This is a genomic window from Rhodococcus sp. TAF43, assembly GCF_052113525.1.
Classification (GTDB): Bacteria; Actinomycetota; Actinomycetes; order Mycobacteriales; family Mycobacteriaceae; genus Prescottella.
The window spans coordinates 92,691-114,919 of sequence record NZ_JBFRDL010000007.1; the positions used below are offsets into that span (position 1 = coordinate 92,691).

The window sequence follows — 22,229 nt, forward strand, 5'->3', positions numbered from 1 at the left end:
GGGCTGCAACGGGGCAGCCACGTCGGGCGTGAGCACCGGTAGAATCGGCAGTGGTCTACGAGATCGAGACCGAAGATCACTCGGTGGTCACGGCAATGTCACAACCAGATAACAGGCCGTTACACGGAATGTTCAAGTCATAGAGGCGAGGGTCACTCTGGGCTCGGGTTGTGGCGCAGATCACAAAACGATCGGCGTGTCGGTACGGGACATGCCGATAATTCGCTGGTAAAGGGTTCATTCGACGATGACGGCCACCGGTCGGATTCGTCTTCTCCCCGCCCGGTGAGCCGCATTCGCCCGACTAGACCTCGGCGAATTCGAGGCCGCCCTCCGCGGTGGCCGGGACGCGTCGCCGCATCGGTGACCCCAGTGCCCGGGCCAGATCACTGCCGTCGTGCTCGGCCAGCAGTTCGCCGCCGGACCACACCAGCAGCGCGGCGCTGACGCTCTGCTCGGCGGTCGAGTGCGCCAGGTCGTAGTGTGCGCACCCCGGCACACCGCCGTAGGTGATCCACAGGTCGTATCCGGTCATGAACAGGTCCAGGTCGAACTGGACGCTCAGCCCCAGCAGTTCGCTGCGGCCGTTGTCGTCGACACCGGCGAACGCCTCGTCCAGGCCGAGCAGGCGCGGTGAGTGCGGATCGGCCGACGAGAGCATCACGTGTGCCGCGGCGAACAGCGGCAGGTGCAGCGACACCGACTGTTCACCGCCGGACAGTGCGCTGTGCCGGGCGACGGTGAGGCGGTCCTCGCTGCCGTCGCCGCCGATCAGTGTGAAGGAGAACACCCGCCACCGTCGGTAGTCGAGCGCGGCGGCGAGGATCTCCGGGTACGACCGCTCGGGATGGGCGGCGCGGGCGATCCGCACCTGAGCCGCGAAGTGCGCCCGGACGGTCGCCAGTTCGTCGGCGCTCAGGGCCGACGGGGCCCGGTCGAGGAGCTTGGACACGGCTCGCGAGCTGTCGTCGAGGTTGTCGGCGAGGACCCAGTGCACGCCGATCGTGCTGCCCGACGACATGCGCCGCTCGCGCATCTCCGCGCCCATCTGGGCGATCAGGTCGCGGGCGTCGGCGGTGCGCTCGTGGATCTGCTGTGCCAGTCCGGTGAGCAGAGCGTCCTCGAGGATGCGGCGCTCGGAGTCCGTGAGCAGTACCTCCTGGTCCTGGCGGGCCGCGGCGATCCGGGTCGCGAACTCGCCGATCGACGAGTAGCCCTGGTCGTCCTGCACGCGGACCACTGTCAGACCGTCCGGTGCGTCCCACTGCAGGCGATAGTCCTGTCCGGCCGCCGCGAGCTGGGCGTCGAAGTCCTGCAGCGCCGCGGTGAGCGCCGAGCGGGTGGCCTTCTTGGCGTTCTCGCTGGTCTTCACCGAGGCGGTCGCCGCATCCATCGCGCGGTACAGCGCGTCCACCTCGGGCGGCAGGATCGGCGATTCCACGTCGCCCTCCGTCGCGATCCGGTACACCAGCTGGTCGGCTGTGAGCCACGCGGCACTGCTCTGGGGCCACGAGTGCGAGCCCTCGACGCCGAGAAGATCGAGTAGATCGCGTCGCGCATAGGGTGCGAGGCGGTCGACATCGGTGCGCGTCTCGGTCAGCGCGCTGCGCAGCGCCTCGATTGCGGCGCTGTGGGCGCCCTCGGCCTTGCCGATCTGCTCGACGGCCGCGTCGTAGGCCTTGCGTGCGGATCGCTGCTCGGTCTTGCAGACCTCGATCCGGGCGCGAACCTGCTCGAGGTCGGCATCGATCTGCTCGGCGCTCGAGCCCAGGGCCTCCCGGAGCGTCTCGAGACGCGAGATCTGCTGCGCGTAGTTTTCCTCCGCGACTGCAGCCTCCTCGACGAACTCCTCGGTGTTACCGCGGGCCTCCTCGAGCCGGTCGACGGCCTCCCGGTGGAGTTCGAGTTCCTTCTCCTGCTCGCGACGGCAGCGCAGCAGCTGCTCGCCCCGACTCTCGAAGTGCCGGATCGAGGCCGCCACGGCGTCGATGTCGCGCGCCTGGTGCGACATGCGATGTGCGACGGCGACCGCGCGGAGCTCCTTGTCCTTGGCGGTATGGTCCGCGATCGCATGATCGAGTTCCTCGCCGGCGCTCGCGGTGGACTCGGACCGGCTGCGGAGCGCGCCGGCGGCTTCGGTGAGCTTCTTGATCGCGGCGAGGACCCCGGACGTGCGGGGAAGCGACTTCCCGGCGGTCGAGATCCGGTCGAGCAGCGCGGTCGTCTCGGACTCCTCGGCGTGGGCGGTGTCGCGCCGCGCCTCGGTTTCGGTGATTTCCTGTGCGATCTCCTCGATCCGCTGTGCTCGGCGCCGCTTCCGTGCGGTCGTGCCGATGTACTCGGCGTCCGCCTTGACGTGGCGGCCGCGTTGCACGCCCTGCCAGAACCGGCCGTCCACCCCTACTCCGACGGCGCCGGCGCTCGCGGCGCCGGCGCCGTCGAGCGCGATGGACTCGATGATCGCCTGCACCACCTCCTCCGGGACTCCGGCATCGGGTTCCACCTCGAGGACGTCGGCCAGGGTCGGGCCCTGCGGCCGCAGGGCCTCGGACAGTGGCACCAGGAACTGCTCGGATTCGGCGTCCGGCTGCGCACTGTCTCCGGCCGACACCCAGCCGTCGAGCAGGTTCGCGGCGGCCAGCGCGGATTCGACGCCCGCGGCCACCGCGGGCTCGACGCCGTCCGCGAAGCGCACCAGCCGCCACAGCGGGGCCCCGGACAGCTCGCTCCGATCGCCGGTACGGAACGCGAATCGCGCAGGGGCATCGTCCTTCTCGGCCGCGACGCGATCGCGGTCGGCGCGCAGCGCGGCGATCCGTTCGGTGGCCGCGGCCTGCTCGGTCACGGCGTGCCGCCGCCGCGCGCGCTGGTCGTCGAGGGCGGACTGCGTCCGCTCGTGCAGCACCGTGGTGAGGCTGGGGGAGTCGTCCTCGCCGGCCAGCGACAGCGCGGTGTCCAGCGCGGAGAACACGTCGGCGGTCACCCCGATCGAGGCGTACTCCGCCGAATGCTCGGTCCACCAGGCCCGCAGCGCGGCGGCGCAATCGGCCCGCGCCAACGCGACCGTGGCCTCGGCCTCGGCGACCGCCGCCTGCGCCGCCTCGAGCAGTTCGCGGCCCTTGTCGGCGGCGCGATCGGCCCGCGCTCGTTCGGTGCCGGCCTTGTCGACCGTGGCGAGCGCCGCCCGGACCGCGCGGACGTCGCCATCGCGTTCCTCGGCGTGTCCACGGACCGCGGTGGTGATCTGGTCCGACCGCGCCCCGTCGGGCAGCGGGCTCCAGACGATGCCGGCCTGCTCGGCGGCCTCGGCCAGCTGCTCCTCGGCGCGCACCAGCTCGGCAGTCGCCCGCTTCACCGAATCCGATGCCCGCGTGGCCTCGTCCGTGCGCTGCTCGAGCGTCGCCTGCGCCCGGCGTGCCTTGTCGGCCTGCTGCTCGGTGGACAACTTGAGCTGTGCGACGGCGGCAGCCAGGTCGTCGAGCTGCTGCTTGCCCTCGTAGGCCCCGGACCGCTGCAGCGTCTCGAGGTCGGCGCGGCCCTGTTCGAGGGCGCGCTCGGCGGCGGTGAACCGACCCTCGGCGAGCAGCCGCTCCTCCTGCCGGGACGTCTGCAGTGCGACGGCCTCGTCCAGCACGGTCTTCGCTCGTTCCACCGACTCGATGCGCCGGGAGACCTGTTCGACGTCGGTACGGGCCTGCTGGCTCAGGTACTTCGAGTACACCGTCACGAAGCTGTGCGCGGCCTGGTCGGCGGCGGCGAGACCCTCGAGCGCGCGACTCACCTCCTCCATGTCGCTGAAGGAACGCGCCGCCTCGAGCACCAGCTGCTCGTCGAGGGGGCGCAGGCCGTCGGTGAGGGCCTGCGACAGCCCCTTCGGGTCGAGGTTCTTGGCCAGCTGCGGGCGGCGCAGGGTCAGGATGAGGTTGATGAGCTGGTCGTAGCGTTCGGTGCCCAGCCCGAACAGCCGGGCGTCGATGGCGGCTCGGTAGTCGACAGGACGGTCGGTGATGGCGTCGCTGCCGAGCTGCTCCGCGAGCTGCTTCTTGGTCAGCGGCCGGTCGTCGCTACCGAGGAGGGAGAAGTCGACGCCGACGCGGCCTTCCGCGACGAAGTACCAGCGGGTGACCTTGTCGTTCTGGCGGCTCGCGCGCATTCCGATTCCGACCGTGACGGCCTCCGGGTCGTCCTGCGAGCCGCGCGCGAACTCCATCCACACGTACGAATGCGCCGAATCCTGGCCTCGATACAGCAGGTTCGACTTCATCGTGCGTTCCTCACCCGCGAACGGGTTCAGGCGGCGCGGCTCGATGCGGCCGTCGAAGACGAACGGGAACAGCACCTCGAGCGCCTTGGTCTTGCCCGAACCGTTGGGTCCACGCAGGACGAGACGCCCGTCCGCGAACGAGAACTCCTGGTCGCGGTAGTCCCACAGGTTGACGATCCCGGCGCGGGTCGGCTTGAAGCGCGCGTGTGCCATGCGAAAGATGCCTCTACTTCTCTACGGGTGCGTTCTCGTGGGATTCGCTGGGAACGGGTTCGTCGAACAGCTCGGACTGGGCGGTGCGGTCCCGGATGTTGACCACGACGCCGCGGAACCGCGCGATCGTCGGCAGCACCAGGACACCACCGTCGACCACCCGGATCAACTGCAGGCGATGGAGCAGTGCGATCGCATTGCGCTTCAATCCTTGCCGGTCGGCCTGCCACTGCGCCGCGAAGGTGCGCCCGAAGCGCAGCACCAACTCGTCGACGGCCGCCGCGATCCAGGCGTCGTCCAGCATCGAGTACAACGCCGGCTCGGGTCGATCGCCTTCGTCGGTGTCGTCGTCGTGGTCGGCAGGATCGATGTGCTCGGCGAGCTCCTCGAAGATTCCCGCGCTCGGAATGGCCGCGTCGAGTCGGGCGATCACCTCGCGCTGGTTCGACTCGGGCAGCGGGCGGCGCGGGAGACCGGGCGCGTCGAGGTCGAGGACCCGATCGGCCATCTCGCCGGCGAGCAGCAGCGCGACCTGGGAGACGGTGCCGGTGCTCGGGAACCGGATGTCGGACATGCGGCCCGACGGGTCGATCATCGCGATCCCCTCGGCCCGGCGTTCGGCGACCAGTCCGGTCAGCTCCTCGACATCGGCGGCGGTGCGGGGCAGCGCGAGCTGCAGTCGCTCGTCGTCGGTCAGTTCGTCCGCGTACACCACCGGCCGCTCGACGAGGGCCCGTCGCATCCGCCGTGCGGTCTCGCGGGGATCTCCGGTGCGCAGGCCGATCAGGTCGTCGTCCTGCGGTGCCTTCTCACCCGAGAGCAACGTCCGGACCGAGGTCAGGTGCTGGAGTGCGCGGGGCGGACGGAACAAGGCGACGACGACCGACCGGTCGATGTCGTAGAGAGCCTCGCCCGCATCGGGATTGGACGCCCAGCCGCCGGCGTCGCCGTCGGCGAGGACGATCGCGCCGCGGGCCGCGAGCCAGCCGACGGCATCGACGAACGCGTCGCGGTCGGCGGCCCGGTCGGTGGACAGCGTCACGCCGGGCACCTGCGCGGCCTCGGCGGCGACGTGGTCGGCCAACTCCGACAGGGTGATCTGGTTGCCGGCCCGGCCGAGCGCCGCGAGCGCCAAGGCGAGGTAGGCGTAGCGGTGCCGGTCGAACGTCCGGTCGTTGGCGGTGCGTGCCGGGATTCCCGATTCGAGTCGGTCCGCGACGGTGAACAGGCGGGCGGTGGTCTCGGTGACCTCGAGCCGATATCCGAACAGGTCGAGCAGGTCGTCGCGCAGTTCGGTGGCCCACCGCCGCAGCAGCGGCAGCGCGAGTCGGTCGGGATACGTCTGCGTCACCAGGTGATTCGACAGGATCACCCGGGCGGCCCGCTGGTACGAGTCGAGGTCCAGCGGCGAGACGGAACGAGACCTCACTGCACGCTCACCTGCAGTCCGTCGAGATGCAGCCGGCCACGGACGGTCTGCACCACCGTCGTCTCGCCGTGCGGGCGCAGCGTGAGCCGGACACCGTTCTCCGACCCCGTCGAGCTGGGCACGGTGCCACTGACCGGCACTCGCGCGGTGAGCGCGGCATTGAGCAGGCTCAGCAGCACGTCGGTCTCGTCGGCGTCGAGGACCCGGTCGTAGGCTCCGGACGCGGCCAGCGACGACGCCGCGACGGCGCGGGCACGCTGAGCTGCCAACTGTTCCTCGCGAAGTCGTCGGATGCTGCCCTCGTTGCGCTGGACCCGCGACGGCATGCCCGGCTGCGCGGCGCGACCGGTCTCGGCGAGCGTGCGCGAGATCTCGACGGGCGTCGCGTCCCACCACGACCGCGAGTCGGGGATGATGTCGGCATCCGGATGCACCATCGACAGGTGCCGCGGGCGTCCGAGGTCGAAGACGAGCTGGAACAGGGCGTGCGCCGAATCCTCGTCGGGAGTGGCAGCGAACCACCCGGCGAGGTGCCGCAGCTGACTCTCGCGGCTCACGCCGCCCCGCCGGGTCTCCGTGACCCGGCGCAACAGCGACAACACCGCGGCGATCGCGCTCATCGTCCCCTCCCTCAGACGATCCGACTCGCTGGGACCCGACACCCCGACGAACCACTGGGCCAGGCCCGACCAGCGTGCGTTCCAATCGGATTCGCGTTCCTCGCGGGAGAGGAAGACGCGATCGTCGCTGGCCGCCGCCCGCGCGATGAGGGACGCGATGCCGGTGGCCTCGACCGCCTCGATGGCCGCGCGCAGCTTCGGTGCGTACCGCGCCAGGTCGGAGCTGAACTCGCGCATGTGGCTCAACAGGGCGTCCTTGTGTGCCAGGAACGCCTCGGGCGTGATCTCGGTGGTGCGCACCAGGTCGCCGAGCATGAGATAGAACTGCGCCGCCCGTGCCGCCATGTCGGTGAGCGTGGAGTCCAGCCGGGCGAGCTTGCGGTAGATGAGATCCCCGTCGCCGCGACGGTTGGCTTCGGCGAGCTCCTCGAGATCGGCGAGGAGATCCGGCAGTGCCAGTCGAGACAGCGTCGCATCCTCGAGCCGGGCACCGAGCAGATCCTCGACGGCGCGGAAGGCCAGGTAGCCGGCCTGACTGAACTGGTACACGAAATGACGGTTCCGGTACTCCGCGAGAGTTGAGGCGCGACTGCCGTCGTAGCTGCGTTCGAGCACGCCCCACGTGTGCACTTGCTCCAGCAGCGGGGTGATCTCGGTGGATGTCAGCGCTGCGGCCGGGTCGTCGCCGGAGATCCGACCCAGGATCTCCGCGACCTCACCGGCGTGCAACAGGACGACGTAGTTGGCACGCGCGTGGTCGAAGGCGCGGAGCACCCACAGGTACTCGGCGCGTTTCTCCGCGGTCGTGAAGGAGAACAGCCGCAGCCGGTCCTCGCGCACGGCGAAATCACCGCCGGAGGACGTGCGAGGGTCACCTGAATCGCTCACCGTGACAGCCTAGGGCGTCGTTCGGGTCGCGAGCGAACACACCGCCCCGGTCACCGGCCGCGCCCCACGGGCCGGCGCCAGGATTCGTCCGCGGTGAGCGCGGTCAGCTGGTACTCCGCGGCGTCGGGATGACGGAACGGGCCCGCCACCAGGTCGGCGTACGCGTGGCTCGGCGCGACGCAGCGCAGCCCGTCGCGATACTGTATCCGGTCGAAAACCGCTGCCGACCACGGCGTCGCGACCACGACGTCGGCCCCGCCAGTGATCGGGCGCAGGTCCAGCGCGGCCGCGAAGGCGTCGACGTCGTCGGCGTAGAGCTCGAGCACCGATGCCGACGCATAGTCGGTGGCGCCGATCCCGGTCACCGCATAGGCCGGGTCGCCGTTGCCCGACGCGAGCCGCGCGCGTAGTTCGTCGAGCCCGTTCGGGGCGGCGAAACTTCGGGTGGCGCAGGGTTTGCGGTCGGCGGCCCACGCGCGGAGCATGTGCGGCCAGCGAACGTCGGTGATGGGGCCTCGGGGCAGACGGGTGAGCAGTTCCCGTTCGAAGAGGACCTCGACCACCCGGTAGGCCGCCCCCGTCGACGCTCCGGAGAGCTTGATCAGTTCGGGCACCGAGATCTCGCCGACGTGATCGGCGAGCGCCCGAACCACCCGCTCGGACGGCTCGCCGGTGAGGACCCCGGACGGACGGCCGGGCCCGCGCCACGGATCGGCGTCGGCGCCGCGGTTACGGACCCAGATCGCCGGCCGGTCCGCGACCAGGTTCAGGTTCCCGGTGGCGTCCGCGTACGACAGACCGTGGCCGTCCAGCTGGCGGCGCACCGGTTCGGAGAGGTAGTGCGCGCAGACGAATCCGCGGTCGCTGTCGGAGAGTTCGGCCGCGATCCGGGCGACATCACCACTCAGGACGCCCTTGGATGCGGTGATCGCGTAGGACACGGATTCACCGTCCGGTGCCGTGATCAGCAGTCGATTCGGTGCGGCGGGGGAGCGGGGGCGGTCCGCCGACACCGTCCACCCGTGGGGGAGTTGCGCCTCCAACCAGGACAGGGCGCGCCGATAGATGTCGATGCTGCGTTCGGGCCGCGGGTTCGGTGCAACGTCCGTCAGGGTCACATCCGCAACAGTAGTCACTCTGTGCACAACGGAACCGGAAGAAAAGCGGAATCGGGGGCGCGTGTCGCGACAGAGATCGGTGCGGGACGGAATCGAGGGAAAATCCGAAAGTGCACGGGCTCGGTCGTGCCGGTCCGCTGGAGGATCACGCCCGAGCGGCCACTGCGGCCTGCCACGCCGTAGGCGGTCGCGCTGCCGGATCGTCTGCCAGGGACCGAGATCCCTGGGAACGTCCCGCCGCGCGATCCCGGCTGTCAGGCGGTCTGGACGTCGACGACCTCGCCGCCGAGTGTCGCTGTCACGTTCCCTTTGGCGACGTCGGTGTCCACGACGTACACCGTGACGCGAGGCTCGGTGACGCCCGGCCGGGAGTGGTCGGCGCGGATCGCGACGCGATCGATGTGGCCGCTGGGCAGGCGGACGAGACTGGTGGCGTTTTCGATGAGATCGCCGATGCGGTCGACGTCGAGCTGAGCGAGATCGACCGTCTCCTGGTCCTGATCCCGGATCGAGGGCGGGGTCCACGGCTCGAACCCGGCGGTGCCGGTGAACATCCACCTCTGCAAGCTGGTCGGCTGTCGGGGGGTCATCCTCGCGACCACAGCGTCTTTGCTGTACAGATCGACATCGTCGGCGGTCAGGTCACCGAACTTCAGCTCGAACCGGCGCAGGAACTCGCGCATGCCGTCGGCGGTGAGCGTGTCGATCGGCTCGGCCACGTTCGGGTCGGATCTGCTCGACACGGGAGATGCGGTGTCGGCGCCCATGGCGTCAGTGCCCCCCCACCGAACAACACGCGGGCGAGGGCAGCCACGATCATCGCGACAACGGCTGTCACAGCGACAACAAGGCCGCGGCGACGGCGGTGAGGGTGGCCGGCCGGGTCCTCGGATGCGGTCGCGGCATCGAGGAGATGATCGGGGATTTGCAGGTCCTTGGTCAGCGCGCTCAGGGCGCCGAGAGTCGTCGCGTGCATCGCCGTCGCGGTGCGGGACTCGTGCTCCTCGGCACTGAGCTGACCGTCGGCGTATGCGGCGTCGAGCAAGCTGCAGGTCTGCGCGCGGTCGATGTCCCGCGCTCGGGTCTTGGCAGATCTCGCGTCGGGCACGCCCAGGCTCTACTGGGTGCTGGGACGGTGCGGCGCCCCTGCAACGTCGTCGAACGATCCTTCGCCGCACTCGAACATTGGTGCGGGCGTGGTCCTCTCAGCGGTTCGCATTCGGCTGAGATCCGTCACGAAACAGGAGGCGCGGTCCAGCAGCCCAGGGGAGTGGTCCCGAATGTCACGACGGCCGGGACGCGCCGAGCGAAGGGGGCGGCCCGGCCGTGGGACGGCGCTAGCACTCGAACCGCCGCGTTTCGTTTACGAAAGACGCAGCTGCGGAGATGGTTTCGGTGAGGAAAGGCTGTTTGGTTGGCGGACGGCGGCCACCGGTGTGTGGGGCCGCGCCCAGTGCGGGCCCCGGGCGTAGAAGTCGGTGAAGGACGGAATCGTGGGGATTTCGGAACCCGTACCCGTGTGCGCGTCCTTCGCGATCGACGCCGACTTGGGAGCACGCCATCAACGACGGGGAGCGCGGGTGGACGGGGTCAGTCGCTCCTCGGCGTCCGCGGCATCAACAGGGGCGGCAGGACGGCCAGCAGGAGTGCCGGGAGCAGGAAACTCGCGCTCGGGTGGACCGCGTACAGGGGAGTGAGCGCGAGCGGCGCGAGGGCGGCACCCGAGAACCGCAGCGACTGCACCACCGAAACCGCACCGCCGCGGTTCCCGCCCTGGGAACCGAGGACGGCGGCGTTGACGCCGACCAGCAGGAACTGCGATGCGATGCCTGCGAAGAACCACGCGACGGCGGCGACGGCCGCCAGGCCGACGGTGCCGGCAGTCGCGACCAATGCGGCGCCGGCGAGGGCGCCGACGACGACGGTCCGGCGGGCCCCGATGCGGTCGATCAGCAATCCGACGGGACGGGCCGTCAGGATCCCGGCGACACCGAACCCGGTCAGCAGCAGGCCCCGGACGGCCGGGCTCATGCCGAATACGTCCTCGGCCCGGAATGCCAGGAGGAACCCCAGACCGCCGAGCGCTCCCCACCCGAGGAGCGCGACGACGCCGACGCGCAGTACCTCCGGGCGCAGTGCATCGCGCAGGCGGGCGCCGGTGTCGGCCGGGATGTTCCGGGCGGCGTCGGGCAGGCCGAGCGCGCCGAGCAGTCCGGCGACGACCGCGATCGCGAGGAAGGCCAGGCGCCAGTTCGCTTCCGCGGCGAGACCACCGATCAGCGGTGCGCTCGTCTGCCCGGCGGCCTGGAGTGCCCCGAATGCGCCGAGGGCGCGGCCGAGTCTGTTCTGCGGTGTCATCGCGGCCAGGGTCGCCAGCAGCAGGGGCGTGGTGAAGGCGTTGGCGCAGCCCTGCAGGACGCGGGCGCCGAGGAACAACTCCAACGTGGGTGCGGCGAAGCACGCGACCGATGCCGCGAGATAGACCCCGTACGCGATGCGGACGGTGCGCATCCGGCCCCAACGCGAGCCGAGGGTGCCCGAAACCAGCATGACCAGAGCGAACGGCAGCAGATACGCCGTCAACGACGTCGCGGCGGCCGACGCATCCACGCCGAGGTCGTCGCCGATCTCCGGGAGCATCGACGTGACGACGCCACCGCCGAACGGGCCCAGGAATCCGCCGGCGTACAGCGCGGATAGCTGAAGCCGCGTGCGAAATCCCTGGGCGGTCTCCCCGGTCACGCCCCGAAGCGGCCGGGGCCGCGACGGCGCAGGTACTTCTCGAACTCCGCGGCCAGCGCGTCGCCGTCGATCTTCGAGATCGCGTCGGAGATGTTGGTCTCCGCGTCGCCGCGCTCCTCGAGGGTGCGCACGTACTCGGCGATCTCCTCGTCGTCGCGGGTCATCTCGGAGATGGACTCCTCCCAGTCCTCCGCCTGGTTCGGCAGATCGCCGAGCGGGACCTCGATGTCGAGGACGTCCTCGACACGTTGCAACAGCGCGATGGTGGCCTTCGGGTTGGGCGGCTGGGACACGTAGTGGGGGACCGCGGCCCAGAAGGACACGGCCGGGACTCCGGCCTTGACGCACGCGTCCTGTAGGACCCCAGCGATGCCGGTCGGTCCCTCGTACCGGGTCTGCTCCAGGTTGAAGTGCTCGGCGGCCTCCACGCTGTGTGCGGTGCCCGTCACCGGAACCGGCCTGCTGTGCGGGGTGTCGGCGAGCAGCGCACCCAGGATCACGACGGTGTGCACGCCGAGTTCGTCGACGAACTCGAGCAACTCGTCGCAGAAGCTGCGCCAGCGCATGTTCGGCTCGATGCCGCGCAGCAGCAGCACGTCCCGATCGCTGCCCGGAGGGGAGCACAGTGACAACTGTGTGGTGGGCCACACGATCTCGCGGGTGACCCCGTCGACCTGCCGGATGATAGGCCGGTTCACCTGGTAGTCGTAGTAGTCCTCGGAGTCGAGTTCGGCGAGCGGCTTGGCGTCCCAGGTGAGCTCGAGATGCTCGACGGCGCCGCTCGCGGCGTCGCCTGCGTCGTTCCAGCCTTCGAACGCGGCGATCAACACGGGATCGCGCAGGGTCGGCACGTCCGCGTCGGTATCGTCCGATTCGGTGGTGTCGGGGAACTCGGGTGAACTCACCTACCCAGCCTACGACCAGCCACCGTCGAGCCGCCCACTACTCTGGACGGCATGTCTGCACCATTCCACTCTGCCCTGCTTGATGCGCTGAAACAGCGCGTTGTCATCGGCGACGGCGCCATGGGCACGATGTTGCAGGCCGCGGATCTGACTCTCGACGACTTCCTCGGCCTCGAGGGCTGCAACGAGATTCTGAACGAGACTCGCCCCGACGTGCTGCGCGACATCCATCGCGCGTACTTCGAAGCCGGCGCCGACGCGGTCGAAACCAACACCTTCGGCTGCAATCTGCCGAACCTCGCCGATTACGACATCTCCCACCGCATCCGCGATCTCTCCGAGCGGGGCACCCGCATCGCCCGTGAAGTGGCCGACGAGATGGGGCCCGGCCGCGACGGCATGGGCCGATTCGTGCTCGGCTCGATGGGGCCGGGCACCAAGCTGCCCACCCTCGGTCACGCGCCGTTCGCGGTGCTGCGCGACGCGTACGCCGAATCGGCGCTCGGCATGATCGAGGGTGGCGCGGACGCAATCCTGATCGAGACCTGCCAAGACCTGCTCCAGGTGAAGGCCGCGATCATCGGCAGCCAACATGCGATGGAGAAGCTCGGCCGCCGCCTCCCGATCATCACCCACGTCACCGTCGAGACCACCGGCACCATGCTGCTGGGCAGCGAGATCGGCGCGGCCCTGACCGCGCTCGAGCCGCTCGGGATCGACATGATCGGTCTGAACTGCGCGACGGGCCCCGCCGAGATGAGCGAGCATCTGCGCCACCTGTCGCGGCACTCGACGCTGCCGGTGTCGGTGATGCCGAACGCGGGTCTGCCGCAGCTCGGCCCCAACGGCGCCGAGTACCCGCTCACGGCAGAGGAACTGGCCGTCGCGCTGTCCGGGTTCGTCAGCGAGTTCGGGCTGTCGTTCGTCGGCGGCTGCTGCGGCACGACGCCCGAGCACATCCGTCAGGTCGCCGACGCGGTCCGTCTGGTGGAGAAGGCACAGCGCAGTCCGCAGCCGGAGGACGGTACGTCGTCGCTGTACGCGGCCGTCCCGTTCGACCAGGATGCGTCGATCCTGATGATCGGCGAGCGCACCAACTCCAACGGCTCCAAGGCATTCCGTGAGGCGATGATCGCCGAGGATTACCAGAAGTGCCTCGACATCGCGAAGGACCAGACGCGCGACGGCGCGCACATGCTCGACCTCAACGTCGACTACGTGGGCCGTGACGGCGCCGCCGACATGTCCGCTCTCGCGAGCCGGTTGGCGACGGCGTCGACGCTGCCGATCATGCTGGACTCCACCGAGCCGAACGTCCTGCAGGCCGGACTCGAACACCTCGGCGGCCGGTGTGCCGTGAACTCGGTCAACTACGAGGACGGCGACGGTCCGAACTCGCGCTACCAGCGGATCATGAGGCTCGTCAAGGAGCACGGCGCGGCCGTCGTCGCGCTGACGATCGACGAGGAGGGTCAGGCTCGCACCGCCGAGCACAAGGTCCGCATCGCCGAGCGTCTCATCGAGGACATCACCACGACGTGGGGTCTGGCGGAGTCGGACATCATCATCGACGCGCTGACGTTCCCGATCTCCACCGGTCAGGAGGAGGTGCGCCGCGACGGCATCGAGACCATCGAGGCGATCCGCGAGATCAAGCGGCGGCACCCCGACGTCCACTTCACGCTCGGCATCTCCAACATCTCGTTCGGCCTCAATCCGGCCGCGCGCCAGGTGCTCAACTCGGTGTTCCTGCACGAGTGCACCGAGGCCGGCCTCGACACCGCGATCGTGCACGCCTCCAAGATCCTGCCGATGGCGCGGATCCCGGAGGAGCAGCGCGAGACCGCACTGGACCTGGTCTACGACCGTCGCCGCGAGGGATACGACCCGCTGCAGAAGCTGATGGAGCTGTTCGAGGGGGTCTCGGCCGCGTCGGCGCGTGCGTCGCGGGCCGAGGAACTCGCGGCCCTGCCGCTGTTCGAGCGCCTGGAGCGTCGGATCGTCGACGGTGAGCGCAACGGCCTCGAGGCCGACCTCGACACCGCGATGATCGAGCGTCCGCCGCTCGAGATCATCAACGAGACCCTGCTCTCGGGTATGAAGACCGTCGGCGAGCTGTTCGGCTCCGGTCAGATGCAGCTGCCGTTCGTGCTGCAGTCCGCCGAGGTCATGAAGGCGGCCGTCGCGTACCTCGAGCCGCACATGGAGTCCACCGGCGACGACGGCAAGGGGCGGATCGTGCTCGCCACCGTCAAGGGCGACGTCCACGACATCGGCAAGAACCTCGTCGACATCATCCTGTCCAACAACGGATACGAGGTCGTCAACATCGGCATCAAGCAGCCGATCGCGACCATCCTCGACGTCGCCCTCGACAAGCGCGCCGACGTCATCGGCATGTCCGGTCTGCTGGTGAAGTCGACGGTCGTGATGAAGGAGAACCTCGAGGAACTCAACACCAGGGGCGTCGCCGAGCAGTTCCCGGTGCTCCTGGGCGGTGCGGCGCTGACGCGCTCGTACGTCGAGAACGACCTGTCGGAGGTGTACGAGGGTGAGGTGTCGTACGCGCGTGACGCGTTCGAGGGCCTGCACCTGATGGACACGATCATGGCCGTCAAGCGCGGCGAGGGCCCGGCCCCGGACAGCCCGGAGGCGTTGGCGGCCAAGGCGAAAGCGGCCGAGCGCAAGGAGCGCCACGAGCGTTCCAAGCGGATCGCGGAGAAGCGCAAGGCGTCCGAGACTCCGGTGGAGGTGCCGGAGCGTTCCGACGTCGCCGACGACATCGTGGTCCCCGTACCGCCGTTCTGGGGCACCCGGATCGTCAAGGGCATCTCGCTGTCCGAGTACTCGGGACTGCTCGACGAGCGCGCACTGTTCCTCGGCCAGTGGGGTCTGCGCGGGCAGCGCGCCGGCGACGGACCGACCTACGAGGAGTTGGTCGAGACCGAGGGGCGTCCGCGCCTTCGCTACTGGCTGGACCGGCTCACCGCCGAGGGCGTTCTCGCGCATGCCGCGGTCGTGTACGGGTACTTCCCGGCGGTCTCCGAGGGCGACGACGTGGTCGTGCTCGAGTCGCCCGACCCCGATGCACCCGAACGCTTCCGGTTCACGTTCCCGCGTCAGCAGCGTGACCGGTTCCTGTGCATCGCCGACTTCGTGCGCTCGCGTGAGGACGCGCGTAAGGACGGGCAGGTCGACGTGCTGCCGATGAACCTGGTGACGATGGGCCAGCCCATCGCGGACTTCGCGAACGAGTTGTTCGCGGCCAACGCCTACCGCGACTACCTCGAGGTGCACGGCATCGGCGTCCAGCTCACCGAGGCGCTCGCCGAGTACTGGCACCGCCGGGTCCGCGAGGAGCTGATCCTGCCGGGCGGACACAACATCGCCGAGCAGGACCCGTCGAACGTCGAGGACTTCTTCAAGCTCGAATACCGCGGCGCGCGTTACTCGTTCGGCTACGGCGCCTGCCCCGACCTCGAGGACCGCCGCAAGCTCGTGGCGATGCTCGAGCCGGAGCGCATCGGCGTCGAGCTGTCCGAGGAGGTCCAGCTGCATCCCGAGCAGTCCACCGACGCGTTCGTGCTGCACCACCCGGAGGCCAAGTACTTCAATGTTTGATCGGTCAGGATCGGCATCGGTCGGGACCCTGCGGGCGGTCCTGTGGGACATGGACGGCACACTGCTCGAATCCGAGAACCTGTGGGACATCGGGGTCAAGGAGTTGTCGCTGCACCTCGGTGGCCCGATGTCGGAGGAGACCCGGCTCGCGACCATCGGGGCGTCCAGCCTGAACGCGCTCACCACGGTGTTCGCGTCGCTCGACCTCGACCCGCACCCGGAGGCGCTCGCCGACGCCAAGGCATGGCTGTACAGCCGGATGGGCGAGTTGTTCGCTGCCGGTCTGCCGTGGCGTCCCGGTGCGCAGCAGGCGCTGCGCACCGTCCGGTCGGCTGGGCTGCGGTCGGCGCTGGTCACCAACACCGACCGGGAACTGTGCGAGTTCGCGCTCGACACCCTCGGCCGCGGGCACTTCGACCACTCGGTGTGCGGCGACGAGGTGCCGGCCGGCAAGCCGGACCCCGCGCCGTACCTGCGAGCGGCCGAGCTGCTGGGTGTCGAGCCCGCCGACTGCCTCGCGGTGGAGGATTCGCCCACCGGTGCCGCCGCCGCCGACGCGGCCGGCTGCACCGTCCTGGTGATCCCGTCGCTCACGACGGTCCCGGAATCGCCCCGGCGCATCTTCCGGACCACCCTCGAGGGGCTCACCGAGTCGGACCTGCACGCGCTGCACCGGCAGGAGATCGGGTAGCCGTGGCGACGCCGAAGATCGTTCTGTTCTACCGGTTCACGCCGCTCGCCGACCCGGAGGCGATTCGGTTGTGGCAGCACACGCTCGCCGCGTCGAACAACCTCACGGGCCGGATCCTCATCTCGGAGCACGGGATCAACGCCACCGTCGGCGGCGACATCGCCGACGTCAAGCGGTACGTGCGCGGCACCCGGTCGTATGCGCCTTTCTCCGGCGCCGACATCAAGTGGTCCGACGGCACCGGTGACGACTTCCCGCGGCTGTCGGTGAAGGTCCGACCCGAGATCGTCACCTTCGGGGCGCCCGACGAACTGAAGGTCGACGCCGACGGTGTCGTGGGCGGCGGTACCCATCTGTCGCCGAACGAGCTGCRCGAGTTGGTCGGCAGTCGCGGCGACGACGTCGTCTTCTTCGACGGCCGCAACGCGTTCGAGGCGGAGATCGGGCGGTTCCGCAACGCGGTGGTTCCCGACGTCGCTACCACCCGCGACTTCGTCGCCGAACTCGACAGCGGGCGTTACGACCACCTCAAGTCCAAGCCGGTCGTCACATACTGCACGGGCGGCGTGCGCTGCGAGGTCCTGTCGGCGCTGATGCGCAACCGGGGCTTCGAGGAGGTCTACCAACTCGACGGCGGGATCGTCCGCTACGGCGAGGCCTACGGCGACGAGGGCCTGTGGGACGGATCGCTGTACGTCTTCGACAAGCGGATGAACCTCGACTTCACCGATCGCGCTGTGACACTCGGGAAGTGCACGGTCTGCGACGCACCCACGTCGCGGTACCGCAACCACCCGGACGTCAACGGTCGTCAGCTGACGCTCGTGTGCGAGACGTGCGTTCCCGACGCGTGAGACGTCGCTGACGATGGCACGCGCGCCGCTGCCTGTCCGGGACGGTCTCGGACCCGACCGGATCCGCATGCCGGCCGGGCAGCCGTCGGTGACGGTCGTCGACTACCTGCTCGGGCATCATCCCGGGGAGGACTGGCACACCCGCCTCGGCGCGGGCGAGGTGGTGGACGAGCACGGACGGGTCGTCGACCACACGACCCCGTACCAGCCGACGCGGTTCGTGTACTTCTATCGTGAGCCGGCGCCCGAGGTCCCGGTGCCATTCGCGGTGGACGTGCTGCACCGCGACGCCGGGCTGGTCGTCGTCGACAAGCCGCACTTCCTCGCGACCATCCCGCGCGGCGCGCACATCCGGGAGACCGTCGTGGTGCGGCTGCGCCGGGACCTGGGGCTGCCCGACCTGGTGCCGGTGCACCGGCTGGACCGGATGACGGCGGGTGTCCTGCTGTGCACCGCCGATCCGGCGCTGCGCCGGCCCTACCAGGAGATGTTCGAGAAGCAGCGGGTGCGCAAGACGTACGAGGCCATCGCCCCCGCCCTCGCCGACGGGGAGTTCCCACGCACCGTGCGCAGCCGAATCCGCAAGGTGCACGGCGAACTCACCGCGTCCGAGGAGCCGGGGGAGCCCAACTCCGAGACACTGATCGAGTTGGTCGAGCGTCGCGGCGACCTCGCGCGCTACCGGCTGCGGCCGCGCACCGGCCGCACCCACCAACTGCGCCTGCACCTGAATTCGCTGGGCGCTCCGATCGTCGGCGACAACTTCTATCCCGAGTTCCGGCGCCGCGACCCGAACGACTTCACCGACCCGCTGCGGTTGCTGGCGCGCAGCCTCGAGTTCGACGATCCGCTGACCGGGGAGCCCAGACGTTTCGAGAGCCGGCGCACGCTGGAGTACTGAGTGCGGGGCGTTCGATGTCACGTGAGACAATCGATACCCGTGAAGACCTTCGAATCCCTGTTCGCCGAGCTGACCGAGCGCGCCGCCTCCCGCCCTGAGGGATCCGGCACCGTTGCTGCGCTGGACGCTGGTGTCCATGCGCAGGGCAAGAAGGTGCTCGAGGAGGCCGGCGAGGTCTGGATCGCCGCCGAACACGAGAGCGACGAAGCCCTCGCCGAAGAAATCTCCCAGCTTCTCTACTGGGTCCAGGTCCTGATGGTGGGCAAGGGTCTGAAGCTCGAAGACGTGTACCGACATCTGTGACGGCTCGCCGTCGTCATCTGTGACGGCTCGCCGTCGTCATCTCTGAATTCGGCCTCGTCTCCCTGCACCCATCCTCTCGGAAGGACCACCACACATGCTGCGCGTAGCAGTGCCCAACAAGGGATCGCTCTCGGAATCCGCCAGCCAGATTCTGGCCGAGGCCGGATACCGTCGCCGTACCGATTCGCGTGACCTGACGGTCCTCGATCCCACCAACAACGTCGAGTTCTTCTTCCTGCGCCCCAAGGACATCGCGATCTACGTCGGATCCGGTGAACTCGATCTCGGGATCACCGGCCGCGACCTCGCGCTCGATTCGGGCGCACCCGTCCACGAGCGGCTCGCGCTCGGCTTCGGCCGCTCCAGCTTCCGCTATGCCGCCCCGGCCGGAAAGGACTGGGCCGTCGAGGATCTCGCCGGACTGCGGATCGCGACGTCGTATCCGAACCTGGTGCGCTCCGACCTCGCCGCCCGCGGCCTCGACGCCACCGTCATCCGCCTCGACGGCGCCGTGGAGATCTCGATCCAGCTCGGTGTCGCCGACGCGATCGCCGACGTCGTCGGCTCCGGCCGCACCCTGCGCCAGCACAACCTGGTCGCGTTCGGTGAGTCGCTGTGCGACTCCGAGGGTGTCCTGATCGAACGTCAGGGCTCCGACGGCAACGACAAGGCCCGCAACCAGCTGATCGCGCGCGTGCAGGGCGTCGTGTTCGCCCAGCAGTACCTGATGCTCGACTACGACTGCCCCAAGGCCGTGCTCGAGCAGGCGGTCAAGGTCACTCCCGGTCTCGAGTCGCCCACCCTCTCGCCGCTCGCCGACGAGAACTGGGTGGCGGTGCGTGCGATGGTCTCCCGCAAGGTCCACAATGCGGTCATGGACGAGCTGGCCGACCTCGGCGCGAAGGCGATCCTGGCGTCCGACATCCGGTCCTGCCGCGCCTTCTGACGCTGCTCCGAACGCCGACGGCGGTGGCCCCCGTTACCGGGAGCCACCGCCGTCGGCGTTGCCGGGTCTAACGGGCGCGGATCTGCAGGGTCTGGTTGATGCGGCCGACCGCGCCGGTCTCGTCGTGGATGACGCCGGCGCACATGCCGACACCGTCGGGCCCGTACGACGTCTCCGACGACAGCCCGATCCACTCACCCTCGGGGATGCGGAACAGGTGCACCGTCAGGTCGGTGTTGAGGAACGTCCACTCCGCGGGGTCGATCTTGGCACCGGCACCGTTGGAGACGTCGGCGATCGTGAACAGCCGCTGGATCGGGGTGAGCGACTCGCCCTCGACCAGAACGGGAATCGGGCGCGCCCACATCTGGCCGGGTCCCTCGCAGCCGATCTCGGCGAGCCAGCGCCACTCCAGGCTCTTGACGAATCCGGTGCCCCAGAACGGGCCACCCAGCTCGACCTCGTGCGCCTCCGACACCGGACGCAGGGGAGCGTCCGCGGTGTGTACGACGGCGGTGGTGGCCACCGTCTCCATGCGCCAGCCGGTGCCGCGTGCGACGGCGCGGGCCGTCCCGTCCGGTCCCGCCGCCCACAGTTCCGCGACGACGAGCTCGACGCGCTTGCCGGGACGCTCGATCCACGAGCGGACCTCGATGTCGGTGATCGGGATCGGTCCCAGGATCTCGACGACGACGCGGGTCAGGCGGGTGTCGGGCCGGTCGCCGCAGCGCTCGAGTGCCCGCACGAGCAGCGCCGAAGGCGGCGCGCCGTGCTGCATCGTGTCGGCCCACGTGCTCGCCGTCAGCGGCGTCGACCCGAAGAGCTCGGCGCCGTCTCCGGTGCGTCCCAACGGGATGTAGTAGGCCTGATCACTCACTCGACTGTCTCCTCGAACTCCGAACTTTCCTCCGCGGGAACCGGCCAGCCCGGATACGGGGGCGGTGTTCCTCCGAAGGCGGGGCAACGCGTCTTATGGTTGCACCAATCACACAATCGCCCCGGATTGGGGCGGAAGTCACCGGTGGCCCCGGAGTCGAGGATGGCCCTCCAGATCGCCGACAGGGTCCGCTCGAAGCGGCGCAGCTCGTCCTCCTCCGGCTGGTACGTCAGCGCCTGACCGTCGCCCAGATACAGCAGCTGCAGCTGTGCCGGCACGATGCCGCGCGTCCTCATGAGCACCAGGGCGTAGAACTTCATCTGGAACAGCGCCTTGGACTCGCCCATCTCCCACGGCGCCCGGCCCGTCTTGTAGTCGACCACCCGCAGCAGACCGGTCGGTGAGACGTCGATGCGATCGACGAACCCGCGCAACAGGACACCGTCGTCGAGCTCGGTCTCCACCCGGAGCTCACACGACTCGGGATCGAACCGGGTGGGATCCTCGAGCTTGTAGTACCCGGACACGAGCCGCCGTGCCTCCGTGAGGAACTGCCCGCGCTCGGCGGGGCCGACCAGATCGGCGAGATCGGGCGACGACTCGAGGATGCGCTCCCACGCGGGTTCCACCAGCTCGCGCGCCCGCTCCGGCACCCGATCGGCGCGTGGCAGCGCAAACAGCGATTCGAGAGCCGCGTGCACCACGGTGCCCCTCACCTGTGCCTTCGACGGTGCCTCGGGGATGCGGTCGACCGCGCGGAAGCGGTACAGCAGCGGGCACTGCTTGAAGTCGCTCGCCCGCGACGGTGACAGCGCCGGTCTGCGAACCGCCCCTCGATCCGGCGACTGCGCGACCGCGCGGCCGTCGGGGGCAGGGGGCGTCGGAACGGTGATGCTCACACCTGGCAGGCTATGCGCTGGGTCTGACACGGTGTCGGCCGGACGAACGAATGGAGTGGGCGCGAGATGGCATCAGGCGGACTGGGACGTAGCGGACCTTTTCAGGTCGGTGACCGCGTCCAACTCACCGATGCCAAGGGCCGGAAGTACACGGTGGTCCTGGAACCGGGCAAGGAGTTCCACACGCACCGCGGCGGCATCCTGCACGACAACCTCATCGGCTCCGACGAGGGCACCGTCGTCACGTCCACCAACGGCACGCCGTACCTGGCGTTGCGGCCCCTGCTCACGGACTACGTGCTGTCGATGCCGCGCGGCGCGCAGGTGATCTACCCCAAGGACGCCGCGCAGATCGTGCACGAGGGCGATGTGTTCCCGGGCGCCCGGGTCCTCGAGGCCGGGGCGGGCTCGGGCGCGCTGACGTGTTCGCTGCTGCGGGCCGTCGGGCCGACCGGCAAGGTCATCTCGTACGAGGTCCGCGAGGATCACGCCGAGCACGCCGTGCGGAACGTGGAGACCTTCTTCGGCGGACGGCCCGAGAACTGGGACCTGACCATCGCCGACCTCGCGCAGTACGACGCCGACGTCGACGGCAAGGTCGACCGCGTCGTGCTGGACATGCTGGCCCCGTGGGATGTGCTGCCCGCCGTGTCGAAGGCGCTGGTTCCCGGCGGCGTGCTCGTCGTCTACGTCGCGACCACGACCCAGCTGTCGAAGGTCGTCGAGGCGATGCGTGAGCAGGAGTGCTGGACCGAGCCGCGTTCGTGGGAATCGATGGTGCGTGGGTGGCACGTCGTCGGCCTCGCGGTGCGTCCGGAACACCGGATGCAGGGCCACACCGCGTTCCTCGTCACCGCCCGCCGCCTCGCGGAGGGCACCGTGACACCCAAGCCGCAGCGCCGCCCCAGCAAGGGCTGAACCGACTGAAGGGACCCTTCGTGCGCTGTCAGCGCACGAA

Annotated in this window: 17 protein-coding genes; 7 read left to right on the top strand and 10 right to left on the bottom strand. The window is 69.6% G+C overall.

Features of this window, described 5'->3' with window-relative positions; translation table 11 throughout:
- Positions 1–304 precede the first annotated feature (304 nt).
- The 8 genes from AB4Z09_RS07490 to AB4Z09_RS07525 form a co-directional block, all read right to left on the bottom strand.
- Positions 305–4,477 (bottom strand): TIGR02680 family protein, encoded by a 4,173-nt coding sequence (locus tag AB4Z09_RS07490; protein ID WP_174910105.1) that lies wholly within the window; start codon positions 4,475–4,477, stop codon positions 305–307.
- 13 nt (positions 4,478–4,490) lie between these two features.
- Positions 4,491–5,906, bottom strand: a complete 1,416-nt coding sequence (locus AB4Z09_RS07495; protein WP_174910107.1) for a TIGR02678 family protein — start codon at positions 5,904–5,906, stop codon at positions 4,491–4,493.
- Entirely contained in the window at positions 5,903–7,351 is a 1,449-nt protein-coding gene (locus tag AB4Z09_RS07500; protein ID WP_442239476.1) for a TIGR02677 family protein, read from the bottom strand. The genes AB4Z09_RS07495 and AB4Z09_RS07500 overlap by 4 nt, the downstream gene beginning before the upstream one ends.
- 113 nt (positions 7,352–7,464) lie before the next feature.
- The gene (locus AB4Z09_RS07505) at positions 7,465–8,532 is read right to left on the bottom strand and encodes a hypothetical protein (protein WP_442239453.1); all 1,068 of its coding nucleotides are present in this window, start codon (positions 8,530–8,532) and stop codon (positions 7,465–7,467) included.
- A gap of 254 nt (positions 8,533–8,786) precedes the next feature.
- Complete coding sequence (locus AB4Z09_RS07510; RefSeq protein ID WP_442239478.1) at positions 8,787–9,275, bottom strand: hypothetical protein; 489 nt, start codon at positions 9,273–9,275, stop codon at positions 8,787–8,789.
- Positions 9,185–9,640 (bottom strand): DUF1707 SHOCT-like domain-containing protein, encoded by a 456-nt coding sequence (locus tag AB4Z09_RS07515; protein ID WP_442239454.1) that lies wholly within the window; start codon positions 9,638–9,640, stop codon positions 9,185–9,187. Before AB4Z09_RS07515 ends, AB4Z09_RS07510 begins: the two co-directional genes overlap by 91 nt.
- 482 nt (positions 9,641–10,122) lie before the next feature.
- Complete coding sequence (locus AB4Z09_RS07520) at positions 10,123–11,274, bottom strand: MFS transporter (protein ID WP_114723076.1); 1,152 nt, start codon at positions 11,272–11,274, stop codon at positions 10,123–10,125.
- Positions 11,271–12,179 carry a PAC2 family protein gene (locus AB4Z09_RS07525; protein WP_174910115.1) on the bottom strand — a complete coding sequence of 303 codons (909 nt, stop codon included), beginning with the start codon at positions 12,177–12,179 and terminating at the stop codon, positions 11,271–11,273. Before AB4Z09_RS07525 ends, AB4Z09_RS07520 begins: the two co-directional genes overlap by 4 nt.
- 51 nt (positions 12,180–12,230) lie before the next feature.
- On the opposite strand from AB4Z09_RS07525, the gene metH reads away from it, so the two are divergent.
- The 6 genes from metH (at position 12,231) to hisG (ending at position 19,495) form a co-directional block, all read left to right on the top strand.
- On the top strand, positions 12,231–15,800 hold the full coding sequence (metH, locus tag AB4Z09_RS07530; protein WP_442239455.1) for a methionine synthase: 3,570 nt from the start codon (positions 12,231–12,233) through the stop codon (positions 15,798–15,800).
- Positions 15,793–16,491, top strand: a complete 699-nt coding sequence (locus AB4Z09_RS07535; RefSeq protein ID WP_174910119.1) for an HAD family hydrolase — start codon at positions 15,793–15,795, stop codon at positions 16,489–16,491. Before metH ends, AB4Z09_RS07535 begins: the two co-directional genes overlap by 8 nt.
- A 2-nt stretch (positions 16,492–16,493) precedes the next feature.
- The gene (gene trhO / locus AB4Z09_RS07540; protein ID WP_442239456.1) at positions 16,494–17,345 is read left to right on the top strand and encodes an oxygen-dependent tRNA uridine(34) hydroxylase TrhO; all 852 of its coding nucleotides are present in this window, start codon (positions 16,494–16,496) and stop codon (positions 17,343–17,345) included.
- A gap of 13 nt (positions 17,346–17,358) precedes the next feature.
- Complete coding sequence (locus AB4Z09_RS07545; protein ID WP_442239457.1) at positions 17,359–18,246, top strand: pseudouridine synthase; 888 nt, start codon at positions 17,359–17,361, stop codon at positions 18,244–18,246.
- 21 nt (positions 18,247–18,267) lie between these two features.
- Entirely contained in the window at positions 18,268–18,549 is a 282-nt protein-coding gene (locus tag AB4Z09_RS07550; protein ID WP_174910124.1) for a phosphoribosyl-ATP diphosphatase, read from the top strand.
- A 94-nt stretch (positions 18,550–18,643) separates the two neighbouring features.
- Positions 18,644–19,495, top strand: coding sequence for an ATP phosphoribosyltransferase (gene hisG / locus AB4Z09_RS07555; protein WP_442239458.1), 852 nt, complete (start codon positions 18,644–18,646; stop codon positions 19,493–19,495).
- A gap of 67 nt (positions 19,496–19,562) precedes the next feature.
- Here the strand turns inward: hisG and AB4Z09_RS07560 are convergent, their stop codons facing one another.
- Positions 19,563–20,372 (bottom strand): thioesterase family protein, encoded by an 810-nt coding sequence (locus AB4Z09_RS07560; protein ID WP_442239459.1) that lies wholly within the window; start codon positions 20,370–20,372, stop codon positions 19,563–19,565.
- On the bottom strand, positions 20,369–21,184 hold the full coding sequence (locus AB4Z09_RS07565; protein ID WP_442239477.1) for a RecB family exonuclease: 816 nt from the start codon (positions 21,182–21,184) through the stop codon (positions 20,369–20,371). Before AB4Z09_RS07565 ends, AB4Z09_RS07560 begins: the two co-directional genes overlap by 4 nt.
- 153 nt (positions 21,185–21,337) lie before the next feature.
- Here AB4Z09_RS07565 and AB4Z09_RS07570 point away from each other — a divergent pair, with 153 nt between their 5' ends.
- On the top strand, positions 21,338–22,189 hold the full coding sequence (locus AB4Z09_RS07570) for a tRNA (adenine-N1)-methyltransferase (RefSeq protein WP_114723086.1): 852 nt from the start codon (positions 21,338–21,340) through the stop codon (positions 22,187–22,189).
- The last annotated feature ends 40 nt before the right edge of the window (positions 22,190–22,229 follow it).